Origin of the sequence: Staphylococcus sp. HMSC072B07, from assembly GCF_001815505.1 — a bacterium.
Lineage (GTDB): Bacteria > Bacillota > Bacilli > Staphylococcales > Staphylococcaceae > Staphylococcus > Staphylococcus simulans.
This window is the reverse complement of the sequence record NZ_KV820934.1, coordinates 21798-34391: the sequence shown is the minus strand read 5'-3', so window position 1 is coordinate 34391 and position 12594 is coordinate 21798. Positions and strand designations below refer to the sequence as shown.

Genomic DNA, 12594 nt, shown 5'->3' with positions numbered 1-12594 from the left:
AATCTGTCTAAGTCAAAAGTGACAAATAGACTAGCGTAAATATATTTTAATAAAGATATAACCGATAATAATCACTGCTAACATTGCTAAAATAGGTAAGAAAAAGTGAGACATCATAGACCTCCATTCATTCAATCATCTGATTAAGATTTACTCATTGTTTTGGAATAAAGTCATTATACTATGAATTGTGTCATACATATAGAAAAAGGTACTGTTTGATTCACTTTTGGTCTTTCACAATGTTAGCTTAAGTTAACGCTTTTAAGGAAAAACACAATCTCAATTAAGGCAGTTCTATGTATAGGTTGAGTTGCTTTTGTATAGTCATTCATGTATCGTTTTAAGTGTCAAAATAGTGATTTTTAAGTTGCTTAATTTTAAATTACTATGTGATTAGTAAATAGCAAGTCAATGAGGAGGGGATAGTGTGCAAATACCAAAGGTGACACCATTTTTAATGTTTAATAATGAAGCTGAAGAAGCGATTGAACTTTATACTTCAGTATTTGAAGACAGTGAAGTGGTTTCAATGGTGAAGTATGATGAGTTTGGAAGCGGAGAAGCGGGTGCAGTCCAACACGCAATTATTCGTTTAAAAGACCAAATTATTATGGCGATTGATAATTCTAATGGAACTGAAATACCGATGAATCCATCTATTTCTTTATTTGTGACAGTAGATAATGCTATGGAAATGGAACGTCTATACAGTGGATTAAAAAGCGGCGGTGCCATTTTAATGGCCAAAACTGAGCTTGGACCTTACAGAGAATTCGCATGGATACAAGATCGCTTCGGTGTGAATTTCCAACTAGCATTAATGGATTAATTTCATCAATGATATGTAAACAACTCACCTGATAGGTGGGTTGTTTTTTTATTTACAGCAGGCTATGAAAGAAGAATATAATGAAGGTGAGTTATGAACAAACACCATTTAAAAAGATAGATTGGTAGTCTGAATTTTGGAGTGATACCCATGATAGATATGCATAATCATATATTAATTGATTCAGATGATGGACCAAGAGATGAAGAAGCGGCTATTCAATTATTAAAACAAGCTAAAAAAGAAAATGTAACAAAAATTATTGCAACACCTCATTATACTAATAAATACGATAATTCTTTTGATAAAGTAAAGTTAAAAATAAAAAGATTATGTAAATTAAAAGAGGTTAAAGATTTAGAAATTCAAATTTATCCAGGACAAGAGGTAAGAATTCATCAGAATTTAATTGAAGATATTAAATCCGGAAAGGTAAGTGGTTTAAACAAGTCCAGATACATACTCATTGAGTTTCCTCCTAACGACATTCCTGATTATACGTATCAAATGTTTCAAAATATACAGGAATTAGGTTATATTCCCATCATTGCACATCCTGAACGTAATATCGCTTTGTTGAAAGATATGAGTGTTTTATATCACTTGGTTCAGCAAGGAGCATTAAGTCAAATTACTTCAACGTCTTTAGTAGGGGATTTTGGTAAAGGAATTCAAGATGTATCGATTGAACTAATGAAATGTAATCTTGCTTATTTTATCGCATCTGATGCGCATGACTTTGAAGCCAGACCTTTTATGATGAAATCTTTGTTTAAGGAAGAAGTGTTATTGGATTTTCGTGAATCTATGATGAAGTTAATCAAGAATGCAGAAGCAATTATTAAAAATGAAGAAATTGATAAGCGTGAACCGCTTATTCTTGATAGTCAAAAAATTAAAGGTTGGATATTTTAAAATAAAGCACTCGAAAACATTTTGTCTTCGAGTGCTTTTAAAGTAAATAGATTATTTTAATTTCACTTTTTCTGCATCGCTTTTCATCGATTGTATGTGATCATAATCTGGTGTTGCATATAATGTTTTTTGATTATCGTACGTTACAAAGCCAGGTTTCGCACCAGAAGGTTTGTGTACATTTTTGATATCTGTGTAATCTACTGGAATTTGACCAGAGTTTCCTGCTTTAGAGAAGTAGGCTGCTAACATTGCAGCTTCTTCTACTGTTTTATCGCTTGGTTCATCTTCAAAAATGACTACGTGAGAACCAGGAATATCTTTTGTATGGAACCATAAATGGTGCTTACGTGCTTTTTTATTTGTTAGATAATCGTTTTGTTTGTTGTTTTTACCTACATAAATAGTTGCGCCATCTGTAGAAACGTAAGTTTGCAATTGCATTTGCGGTTGTTTCTTTTTCTTACGATTTTGACGTTGTTTCATAAAGCCTTGTTCTGCAAGTTCTTCACGGATTTCGTCAATATCTTCTACAGTGATATGAGCCAACTGTTGCTCAATAGATTCAAAGTATGCGATGTTCTCTTCTGTGAGTTGTATTTGATGTTCAAGTTCATGTTCACGTGTTTTTAAACGATTATATTGCTTATAGTAATATTGCGCATTCAGTGAAGGTGATTTCGTCGGATCTAACTTAATCGTTACTTCTTCACCTGTATAGTAATTTTCTGTAGTTAATGTTTCATCGCCTTGTTTAATGCGATAAATGTTTGCAGTAATGAGTTCACCATATAACTGCATATCTTCTTTTGATTGCGTACCTTCATACTCAGCGTTTAATTTAACGAGTTTGTTTCGATTCTTTTGAAGTTGTTGTTGGACAAAACGAACTAAATCATTCGCACGTTGTTTAACACGTTCACGTTCGCCACGCGCATCATAGAAACGATCTAATAACTCATCAAGTGATTCGTAAGTCACACTATCATCATCAAACTGTTTCAAACGCATGAAGTAATAATCTTCTTTACCTGTTTCATGGTTTTTATGGAAAATCGGAACAGGTTTAAGTTTAGTTTCTTCCATAACTTCATCGAATGCTGCTGGTAATGTTTCAGTAGTCATAAATTGACGACGTTCTGTAATTTCTTTCGTAATGAGTGGACTGAAACCTTCGAAAGTTTGTAAGAGTTGTCTCGCAATATTGCCTTGATTGAAATCAATATACTTGAGTACATCTTGATCTGAAACTTCATAAGGATTGATTTTATTTTGTGTAGGTGGTGCTTCGTATTGGAAACCTGGCATCACAGTTCGGTATTGGTTTGTGTTAGGTGTTAAATGTTTGAAACCTTCGATAATCTTACGATTATCATCAACAAGTATTAAGTTACTGTGTTTACCCATAATTTCTAAGATAACGGTACGATATATTTTATCACCGAGTTCATCTGTGCTTTGAACATCGATTTCGATACGACGGTCATTATCAATTTGACGAATTGCTTGTATAATTCCGCCGTCTAAGTGTTTACGAAAGACACGGTTAAACATTGGCGGTTCAAATGGGTTATCATATTTCTTTTTCGTAATATGCATACGAGAGAAATTAGAATGGATAGATAACAGTAATGAATGGTTTTTACGATTCTGACGAATGACCATTATAATTGTATCGTTATCAGGTTGGTTGATTTTATGAATACGTCCACCTTCAAGAAAGGACAGTTCTTCTACCATTTTCTTTGTGAATAGGCCATCAAATGCCATAATTATCAGCTACCTTTTTATTTTCGTTCTTGTACTACGTTCTTATTATTGTACCATGTGAATATGGTAAACTTCCAAATTAAGATTTTATCTATTGGCATCTATACAATTTTATTTAGAATATGGTATCATTATATAATACAACAATAGCTTAGAGAGGTCGTAAGGCATGGATAATGAAAAAGGTTTACTAATTGTCTTATCAGGTCCATCTGGAGTCGGAAAAGGTACTGTCCGCAAAGAAATATTTGATGACCCGAAAACATCATACAAATATTCAATTTCAATGACGACACGTGAAATGCGTGAAGGTGAACAAGATGGCGTTGATTATTTTTTCAAGACAAAACGAGAGTTTGAGCAACTTATCGCACAAGATCAATTTATTGAGTATGCAGAATATGTAGGTAACTACTACGGTACACCTGTACAGTATGTGAAAGACACTATGGATGAAGGCTATGATGTCTTCTTAGAAATCGAAGTTGAAGGTGCGAAACAAGTACGCAAGAAATTCCCTGATGCATTATTTATCTTCCTAGCACCGCCAAGTTTAGACCACTTAAGAGAGCGTTTAGTCGGCCGCGGTACAGAATCAGACGAAAAGATTCAAAGTCGTGTGAAAGAAGCACGTAAAGAAGTGGAAATGATGAATCTTTATGACTACGTTGTGGTAAACGATGAAGTAGAACTTGCTAAAGAACGTATTCAAGCAATCGTTGCAGCCGAACATCTAAAACGCGAACGTATAGAAGCAAAGTATAGAAAAATGATATTGGAGGCCAAAAAATAATGTTATACCCACCGCTTAATCAATTAACTTCAAAAGTAAAATCAAAATATTTAATCGCAACAGTGGCAGCCAAACGCGCACGTGAATTATATGACAAAAAAGACACTGCGTTATTAGAAAAATATCACTCAGTTAAAACAGTTGGAGAAGCTCTAGAAGAGATTGCCGATGGCAAAATCACTCCAATCGAACCAGAATTAAACGAAAGTGAATTCGAAACAAAAGACTGAGTTTAAAGTGATTATATAAATTGAAAACAACCTTTAAGGCAAAAAACTGCTTTAAAGGTTGTTTTTCATTTAATAAGACATCTTCAATTGCTCCATAGAACGTTCTAACTGATCGAAATCTATAATACGTGCTTGTCTATGAAATTCTCTTCCATTATTAAAAAGAATGACGACAGGCGCAGTAAAGAGTGAGAGCTGACCAGCAGCTTCAGGAATATCATTTACAATAATTTGTGCTGCAGGTATTTCTAACTGATTTACTAATTTTTCTACTCTAGGTTGGTCTGCATGGCAGACTGAGCAACCATTCGCCATGACATATAATAAGAATTTATTTTCTGATTCAATGCGTTGTGTAATATCGTCATATTGCTTTAAAGTCTCCACCTTCAAACCTTCTTTCTATTGTCTGTATCGAAAGCTATCATACGCGGATAGAGGTAGAGAATCAACTTTATTGCTTTGCAAAGCTAAGGACTTTTTTGACCTAGAGTGTTAAAATATAAAATGATTGATGAATTATGAGGCCATTTCATTTGGACTCATTTTTTAATATTAAGCCGTATACATAAAGAGAGAATAAACTTGGAGGCAAAGATTGCGATGAAGAATATTTTATTAGCAGTATCGGGTGGTATTGCAGCTTATAAAGCGATTGATTTAACAAGTAAATTAACACAAGCAGGGTATGACGTACGTGTAATGCTGACTGAACATGCACAAGAGTTTGTGACACCGCTTGCTTTCCAAGCAATCAGTCGTAATCCTGTATACACGAGTACATTTAAAGAAGAAAATCCAGCTGAAATTCAACATATAGCGTTAGGTGATTGGGCAGACGCAGTGATTATTGCGCCAGCAACTGCCAATATTATCGGTAAATTAGCAAACGGTATTGCTGACGATATGATTACTTCAACTTTATTAGCGACGACTGTTCCTAAATTTGTTGCTCCTGCTATGAATGTGTATATGTATGAAAATCCAAGAGTACAAGCAAACATGCAAGTATTGACTGAAGATGGATATCATTTCGCCGAACCTGGTGAAGGCTTTTTAGCCTGCGGCTATGTAGCGAAGGGCCGTATGATGGAACCATTGGATATCATGGCATTCATGCGCCAAACGATGGAACAAAATAATAATCAATCAGTCATCAATGAGAGTGATTGGTTCAATGGTAAACATGCCTTAGTTACAGCAGGACCGACGGTCGAAGTTATTGATCCTGTACGTTTTGTGTCTAATAGAGCATCAGGAAAAATGGGATATGCACTTGCTGATGCATTACAAAAGAGAGGCGCTAAAGTAACTTTAGTGAGTGGTCCAACAAGCTTAACGCCACCAGAAAATGTGGACTTTGTACCTGTAACTAGTGCGGAAGATATGTTTAACGCAGTAGTTGAACGTTTTGATGCTCAGGACTTTGTCTTTAAAACGGCTGCAGTTTCAGATTACAAACCATCAGAAAAACTGGAACATAAAATGAAAAAACAAGATGGAGATTTAACCATTTCATTTACACGAACTAAAGATATATTGAAATATTTAGGTGAGCATAAATCGCATCAAAAATTAATTGGCTTTGCAGCTGAAACACAAGATATTGAAAAATATGCAAAAGCTAAATTAGAGAAAAAGAATGCAGATGTGATTATTGCGAATAACGTAGGAGACACATCTATCGGTTTTAGTTCTGATGATAATGAAGTCACATTATACTTCAAAAATGACGAAGCAGTTAATATAGAGAAAGGTAAGAAACAGCAGCTTGCTGGAAGAATCTTAGAAGAATTAGAACGTAGGTGGAAATAATGTATGCAAAGGTAATTGTAGATGTTCCAGCTAAAAACGTAGACTTTACCTTTGACTATAAAATACCAGAGCGACTCGTACCCATTATTCAAGTTGGTGTACGAGTCGTTGTACCCTTTGGGTACAGAACCATTCAAGGGTATGTTATGGAAATAGCTGAGGAACCAGATCCAGAACTAGATTTATCTAAACTAAAAGAAATCCAAGAAATTCAAGATATCAAACCAGAACTGATACCTGAATTAGTTGATTTAAGCGCTTGGTATGGTAAATATCATGTCACGAAACGTATTTCTATTTTAGAAGCCATGTTACCAAGTGCTATTAAAGCAAGATATACCAAAGTATTTGAAATTGTAGAAGATGAATCAATACCAGATGACATTTTAAAACGCTTTAATAAAGAAGGACATTATGCTTATAAAGCTGCTCAACAAAATGGTGATTTAAAACATTTAGTTCCTTTATTAGAAGAAGGTATCGTTAGAGAAGAAACGTTATTGTCTCAAAATACAAAGAAAAAAACACAACGTGCAATACGAATAAGAGATGATCATCAACCAGATGAAGTTTTAGCAATGTTAGAACGACACCCTAAACAATATGATGTTTATGCATACTTGCTAGATGCACAAAATAGAGATGTTCCTTTAAAAGAACTTGAAGAAGTAGGGTTATCAGCTTCAAGTGCTAAAACATTGGAACGTAATGGTTTTGTAGAGAAGTATGATGCTATAGTAGAACGTGACCCATATGCATCAAGAGTATTTGAACAAGAAGAAAAACGACAACTCACTCCAAGCCAACAAATCGCTTACGATGAGATTAAAAAGGTTATTGATGAAGAAAAACAAGAAACATTCTTACTACATGGTGTAACAGGTTCTGGTAAAACTGAAGTTTATCTTCAAACGATAGAAGCTGTTCTAGAAAAAAATCAACAGGCTATGATGTTAGTTCCAGAAATTGCTTTAACACCACAAATGGTTTTACGTTTTAAACGTAGATTTGGTGATGAAGTTGCAGTATTGCATTCTGGTCTTTCAAAAGGCGAACGTTATGATGAGTGGCAAAAAATACGTGACGGACGCGCACGCGTAAGTGTAGGCGCGCGTTCTAGTGTTTTTGCACCATTTAAAAATCTAGGTATGATTATTATTGATGAAGAACATGAGGCAACATATAAACAAGAAGATTATCCGCGTTATCATGCGAAAGAGATTGCGTTATGGCGCGCAAAATATCACCAATGTCCATTAATTTTAGGTAGTGCGACACCAAGTCTTGAATCATATGCACGTGCTGAAAAGGGTGTTTATCACTTATTAAGCTTACCTGATCGTGTGAATAATCAACCATTACCTGAAATTGATATTGTAGATATGCGTGAAGAATTAGCAAATGGCAACCGGTCAATGTTTTCGACAGAATTGCGAGAAGCAATTCAAGACCGTTTATCTCGCAATGAACAAATTGTACTGTTCCTAAATCAACGTGGTTATTCTTCATTTATATTATGCCGAGACTGTGGTCATGTACCGCAATGTCCAAACTGCGATATTTCATTGACCTACCATAAATCTAGCGATAAATTGAAATGTCACTATTGTGGTTATGAAGAAACACCGCCTAATAAATGTCCAAACTGCGAAAGTGAACATATTCGTCAAATGGGAACTGGTACCCAACGTGTTGAAGAACTTTTAAATCGTGAATTTGAAAATGCGAAGATTATTCGTATGGACGCAGATACAACATCACGAAAAGGTGCACATGAGAAGTTATTGAATGACTTCGGAGATGGTAAAGGGGATATTCTGCTCGGTACTCAAATGATTGCGAAAGGGTTGGATTTCCCAAATATTACACTTGTCGGTGTGTTAAACGCTGATACTATGTTGAACTTACCAGATTTTCGTTCCAGTGAAAGAACTTTCCAATTATTGACTCAAGTAGCAGGGCGTGCAGGACGCCATGAAAAAGAAGGTAAGGTTATTATTCAAACTTATAATCCTGATCATTATGCGATACAAGATGTCCAGCTTAATGATTATTTATCGTTCTATCATAAAGAAATGAAATACAGACAAATTGGTAAGTATCCACCATACTATTTCTTGATTAACTTTACGATTTCTCACCAAAATATGAAAGAAGTTATGCAAGCAGCTGCACATGTTCATAAAATATTATTACAACATCTTACGGATCGGGCTTTGATTTTAGGACCATCACCAGCAGCTATCGCTAGAATTAATAGAGAATTTCGTTTCCAAGTTCTAGTCAAATACAAAAGTGAACCCGAATTACACAAAGCACTTCAATATTTAGATGATTATTATCATGAACGCTATCAAAAAGATAAGCTTTCATTAAAGATAGACATAAACCCTTATGTCATGATGTAGTGAATAAAATAGCATAAAATCAAGGATAAGTGATGATTTAGGAAGTATTAGATGCTTTTTAGATTGTCACTTATCTTTTTATTTTCAGCCAACATCAATGTATAAGTGTAACACTTTTTGAAAGTTCTTTATTATTGCGTACTATACAAAAAGTGGTGTAAAATAAATTAAATTATAAATGCTTATCTGCTTACGAACTTCATATAGATATACGATTAAGGAGTCTTTATTAGGCACAATACTGTTAAAAGTAAGTAAAGTATCAAAGTTATAATTAATTTTCAAAAGGGGATGATGAAACGATGAAAATAGCAATCATTAGCGCAACGGGTAAACAAGGAACGATTTTAACTGAAAAAGCATTAGAGAGAAACCATGAAGTTACTGCGTTTGTCAGAAATCATAATAAATTACAATTTGATGTTCCATATGTAGAAAAAGATATATTAGATATTACTCGTGAAGATTTAGAAGGTTTTGATGCAGTATTCGTCGCATTTGGCGCACCAAAAGGGAAAGAAGAATTATATATTCAAATGACTAATCATCTTATTGATATTCTAGCTGGTATAGATGTGAAACTAATGTTTGTTGGTGGAACAGGTAGATTGTTTATAGATGATAGTAAAACAACAAGAGTGGCGGATAATCCAAATATCCCAGAGGCTGTAAAAGAATCAGCTATAAAAATGGCTGAAGCTTATGATATTCTAGCAGCGCAAGACAAACTAAAAGACTGGACGTTTGTAAGTCCTGCAAGCATGTTTGATTTTAATGGTCTAGAAACCAACGATTATAAATTGGGTGCTGATACAATTATTTATAACTCAAAAAATAAATCTTATGTATCGTACAGTGATTTTAGTAACGCATTTATAGATGAAGCTGAAAATAATCAATATCCAAACCAAGGTATCACAGTAGTTTCTGGTTAACTGATAATAAAACCTCATTAAAAGCAATAGAAAGTAAATTGCTTTTAATGAGGTTTTATTATTAAGAATTCACTAACTTGTACAGGTGTATATATTTTATATAGGTAACTATAAGTTAATATCCCTTTTTTGATATTGTAATGATTATTTTCATGTATAATAAGGAATCAAGGAGTGATTTTATGATTCTGCTCAAAACGTTTATCATAGCATTTTCAGTTTTCACATTTTTATCTGCGATATTAATGTTAGCACGTAATCCGAAAACACCTAAAATTACAATGATCCTCTTAATAGTAGGAAGCTTATTGTTAGATATCGGAGCTTTAATTGCTAATTTCATACCAGCTCTGATTCTTTTAATCATTGGGTTTGCGATGATCCAAGTAGGCATAGGTATCTATCAAAAGAGAACTTTTGGGAAAATCATCTTTTTAGCACAAAGTATAAGGTTCATTGTAAGCATATTTGTTATTGTTTTCTTTATTATTTTACAATAGTTTAAAGCATCTACTAAGAAATCTTGGTAGGTGCTTTTTTACGCCTTAGCAAAGGTATCCAGTGAATTAAGCTATCAATAGATTTAGTGATTGTTATAATTTTGTGGATTTTATTAAAAAATATTACAATCTGATTTTGATTGTAAAAATATTTAAAATTTGTTTCAAAAGCGTCATGTTATCCTATATAATGTAAAGTATACGTTAATTAGTATGTACTATACATATAATGGAGGTTACTATGGAAAAGACAATTGATATCGGTAAGATATTTACCGCACTAAAGAAAAACGTTAAATTGCTGTTGATTATTCCGTTAATATTTTTAGTTGTAAGTTTATTGTTAAGTTTTTTTGTTATACAACCCAAATATTCTGCAACTACTCAAGTATTGGTTAATCAGAAACACTCAAACAATGAAATGATGGCACAACAGGTTCAATCTAATATTCAACTTGTTAAAACATACTCAGAAATTATTAAAAGCCCGAGAATCTTAGATAAAGTTTCTAAAGATTTAAATGGTAAATATTCAGAAAAAGAATTATCTAGTATGTTAAGTGTAAATAATAAAGCAGATTCTCAAATCATGAGCATTACTGTAGAGAGTAATAAAAAAGGTGACGCCACAAAAGTTGCAAATACAATTTCTAAAGTATTTAGTGATGATGCTAGTAAAATCATGAGTATAGATAATGTGTCTACTTTATCTAAAGCAGAAGATGCAAAAAAAGTCGCTCCTAAACCTATTACAAATGCACTTATCAGTATAGTATTAGGTCTTATTCTTGCTGTGATTATCATAATATTAATAGCTATTTTTGATAAAAGAATTAAAAGTGAAGATGAAGTTGAAGAATTATTGGATTTACCAGTTTTAGGTGCAATTCCTGAGTTTAATAAAAAATGATAAAGGAGAATTCACAGATGAAAAAAAAGAGTAAAGCTATAAATAATCCATTAATGACTCACTATGACCCAAAATCTGTTATTAGTGAAAAATTTAGAGGAATACGTACAAACATAATGTTTTCTACTGCAAATGATGATGTTAAAACTTTAGTAATAACATCTGAAAAACCTGGCGTTGGAAAATCTTTGGTTTCTGCAAATATAGCAGTTACATATGCACAAGCCGGTTATAAAACATTGCTTATCGATGGAGATATGAGAAAACCCACTCAGCATTATATGTTCAATACTAGCAATATTGATGGATTATCTAATTTAATAATTAGTAAATCATATTTTGAAAAGGCGATTACTAAAACAGAAATCGATAACCTAGACTTATTAACTTCTGGACCAATTCCACCGAATCCGTCTGAGTTAATTGGCTCAATCCAGTTTCAAAATCATTTAGAGGAATTAAAAGAAATATATGACTTTATAATTATTGATACTCCTCCTGTAAATACTGTTACAGATGCACAACTGTTTTCAGAAATCAGTGGATATGCTGCGTTAGTAATAAATGTAAAAAATAATGATCGGAAGTCAATCTTAAAAAGTAAAGAATTGATTGAAAATACTGGAGCTAAAGTTTTAGGCGTTGTTTTAAACAAAACAGAACATGAAAAAAATTCAAGTTACTATGCGTATTATGGAGAAGAATCATAATGATAGATATTCACAATCACATTATATATAACGTTGATGATGGTCCGGAAAATGAAGATGAAATGATTAGTTTATTGCAACAAGCTTCTGAAGAAGGTATCAACGAAATTGTGGCAACACCACATCATTTACATTATAAATACAATAATAAATTTGATGATGTAGAGAAACATGTCAATTCTTTGAATAAACATGAGGAAATTAGAAAGTTAGGAATTAAAATTTTACCTGGCCAAGAGATAAGGGTGACGGATGAATTACTAACTGATTTGGATAATGGAAATATTAAAGGAGTTAATTATTCAAAATACTTATTACTTGAACTTCCATCAAATAATGTACCAAACTTTCTTCAAAATATTATTTATGAAATTCAAACCAGAGGATACATTCCAGTTATTGTGCACCCAGAAAGAAATAAAAAAATTGCTCAAGACATTAACATACTATATGGGTTAGTTAATATCGGAGCGCTTTGTCAATTAACAGCTTCTTCTTTAGCAGGTAATATGGGGAAAAATATTCAAAAATTTTCAATTAGAATGATTAAACATAATCTAGTTCATTTCATTGCTTCTGATGCACATGATGTAAAATTTAGACCATTTATAGCTGAGAAACTATTTTCAATTTCTAAACTTAGTAAATATGAAGAAGAAATTAAGGAAATGTATGAGAATAATAAACACCTGGTTTGTGATGAAAAAATTACTCAAAGAAGACCTATTGAGTATAAAAAGAAGAAAATTCTTGGGCTTTTTTGATACTTTAAATTT

Annotated in this window: 13 protein-coding genes; 11 read left to right on the top strand and 2 right to left on the bottom strand. The window is 32.9% G+C overall.

Features of this window, described 5'->3' with window-relative positions:
• Window positions 1–430: 430 nt before the first annotated feature.
• Together HMPREF3031_RS09860 and HMPREF3031_RS09855 are read left to right on the top strand one after the other, a co-directional pair.
• Entirely contained in the window at window positions 431–832 is a 402-nt protein-coding gene (locus tag HMPREF3031_RS09860; RefSeq protein ID WP_002480626.1) for a VOC family protein, read from the top strand.
• Between the two features lie 150 nt (window positions 833–982).
• Window positions 983–1747 carry a tyrosine-protein phosphatase gene (locus tag HMPREF3031_RS09855; RefSeq protein WP_002480627.1) on the top strand — a complete coding sequence of 255 codons (765 nt, stop codon included), beginning with the start codon at window positions 983–985 and terminating at the stop codon, window positions 1745–1747.
• Window positions 1748–1798: 51 nt separating this feature from the next.
• On the opposite strand, the gene HMPREF3031_RS09850 is transcribed toward HMPREF3031_RS09855, so the two are convergent.
• The gene (locus HMPREF3031_RS09850) at window positions 1799–3517 is read right to left on the bottom strand and encodes an Rqc2 family fibronectin-binding protein (RefSeq protein WP_061054772.1); all 1719 of its coding nucleotides are present in this window, start codon (window positions 3515–3517) and stop codon (window positions 1799–1801) included.
• A 169-nt stretch (window positions 3518–3686) separates the two neighbouring features.
• Between HMPREF3031_RS09850 and gmk the strand changes: the two genes are divergently transcribed.
• Both gmk and rpoZ read left to right on the top strand, forming a co-directional pair.
• Window positions 3687–4310, top strand: coding sequence for a guanylate kinase (gmk, locus tag HMPREF3031_RS09845; protein WP_002480629.1), 624 nt, complete (start codon window positions 3687–3689; stop codon window positions 4308–4310).
• Window positions 4310–4540 carry a DNA-directed RNA polymerase subunit omega gene (gene rpoZ / locus HMPREF3031_RS09840; protein ID WP_002480630.1) on the top strand — a complete coding sequence of 77 codons (231 nt, stop codon included), beginning with the start codon at window positions 4310–4312 and terminating at the stop codon, window positions 4538–4540. Before gmk ends, rpoZ begins: the two co-directional genes overlap by 1 nt.
• Window positions 4541–4609: 69 nt before the next feature.
• On the opposite strand, the gene HMPREF3031_RS09835 is transcribed toward rpoZ, so the two are convergent.
• Window positions 4610–4927, bottom strand: coding sequence for a thioredoxin family protein (locus tag HMPREF3031_RS09835; protein ID WP_002480631.1), 318 nt, complete (start codon window positions 4925–4927; stop codon window positions 4610–4612).
• A 216-nt stretch (window positions 4928–5143) separates the two neighbouring features.
• Between HMPREF3031_RS09835 and coaBC the strand changes: the two genes are divergently transcribed.
• The 7 genes from coaBC to HMPREF3031_RS09800 all read left to right on the top strand — a co-directional run bounded on the left by coaBC (window position 5144) and on the right by HMPREF3031_RS09800 (window position 12582).
• Window positions 5144–6355 (top strand): bifunctional phosphopantothenoylcysteine decarboxylase/phosphopantothenate--cysteine ligase CoaBC, encoded by a 1212-nt coding sequence (coaBC, locus tag HMPREF3031_RS09830; protein WP_002480632.1) that lies wholly within the window; start codon window positions 5144–5146, stop codon window positions 6353–6355.
• Window positions 6355–8763 (top strand): primosomal protein N', encoded by a 2409-nt coding sequence (gene priA / locus HMPREF3031_RS09825; RefSeq protein WP_070724857.1) that lies wholly within the window; start codon window positions 6355–6357, stop codon window positions 8761–8763. The genes coaBC and priA overlap by 1 nt, the downstream gene beginning before the upstream one ends.
• Window positions 8764–9065: 302 nt before the next feature.
• Window positions 9066–9698 (top strand): NAD(P)-dependent oxidoreductase, encoded by a 633-nt coding sequence (locus tag HMPREF3031_RS09820; protein ID WP_070724856.1) that lies wholly within the window; start codon window positions 9066–9068, stop codon window positions 9696–9698.
• A gap of 182 nt (window positions 9699–9880) precedes the next feature.
• A complete protein-coding gene (locus tag HMPREF3031_RS09815; protein ID WP_002480635.1) occupies window positions 9881–10198 on the top strand; it encodes a hypothetical protein in 318 nt (105 codons plus the stop codon).
• Window positions 10199–10439: 241 nt separating this feature from the next.
• The gene (locus HMPREF3031_RS09810) at window positions 10440–11108 is read left to right on the top strand and encodes a Wzz/FepE/Etk N-terminal domain-containing protein (RefSeq protein ID WP_002480636.1); all 669 of its coding nucleotides are present in this window, start codon (window positions 10440–10442) and stop codon (window positions 11106–11108) included.
• 17 nt (window positions 11109–11125) lie between these two features.
• Window positions 11126–11818, top strand: coding sequence for a polysaccharide biosynthesis tyrosine autokinase (locus tag HMPREF3031_RS09805; RefSeq protein ID WP_002480637.1), 693 nt, complete (start codon window positions 11126–11128; stop codon window positions 11816–11818).
• A complete protein-coding gene (locus HMPREF3031_RS09800) occupies window positions 11818–12582 on the top strand; it encodes a tyrosine-protein phosphatase (RefSeq protein ID WP_002480638.1) in 765 nt (254 codons plus the stop codon). Before HMPREF3031_RS09805 ends, HMPREF3031_RS09800 begins: the two co-directional genes overlap by 1 nt.
• The last annotated feature ends 12 nt before the right edge of the window (window positions 12583–12594 follow it).

Excerpts from the sequence above, each read along its gene's own strand:
- HMPREF3031_RS09820 (WP_070724856.1), top strand. The coding sequence starts at position 9,066 with ATGAAAATAGCAATCATTAGCGCAACGGGTAAACAAGGAACGATTTTA.
- rpoZ (WP_002480630.1), top strand. The coding sequence starts at position 4,310 with ATGTTATACCCACCGCTTAATCAATTAACTTCAAAAGTAAAATCAAAA.
- HMPREF3031_RS09805 (WP_002480637.1), top strand. The coding sequence starts at position 11,126 with ATGAAAAAAAAGAGTAAAGCTATAAATAATCCATTAATGACTCACTAT.
- HMPREF3031_RS09815 (WP_002480635.1), top strand. The coding sequence starts at position 9,881 with ATGATTCTGCTCAAAACGTTTATCATAGCATTTTCAGTTTTCACATTT.
- HMPREF3031_RS09855 (WP_002480627.1), top strand. The coding sequence starts at position 983 with ATGATAGATATGCATAATCATATATTAATTGATTCAGATGATGGACCA.
- HMPREF3031_RS09850 (WP_061054772.1), bottom strand. The coding sequence starts at position 3,517 with ATGGCATTTGATGGCCTATTCACAAAGAAAATGGTAGAAGAACTGTCC.
- gmk (WP_002480629.1), top strand. The coding sequence starts at position 3,687 with ATGGATAATGAAAAAGGTTTACTAATTGTCTTATCAGGTCCATCTGGA.
- HMPREF3031_RS09810 (WP_002480636.1), top strand. The coding sequence starts at position 10,440 with ATGGAAAAGACAATTGATATCGGTAAGATATTTACCGCACTAAAGAAA.
- priA (WP_070724857.1), top strand. The coding sequence starts at position 6,355 with ATGTATGCAAAGGTAATTGTAGATGTTCCAGCTAAAAACGTAGACTTT.
- coaBC (WP_002480632.1), top strand. The coding sequence starts at position 5,144 with ATGAAGAATATTTTATTAGCAGTATCGGGTGGTATTGCAGCTTATAAA.
- HMPREF3031_RS09800 (WP_002480638.1), top strand. The coding sequence starts at position 11,818 with ATGATAGATATTCACAATCACATTATATATAACGTTGATGATGGTCCG.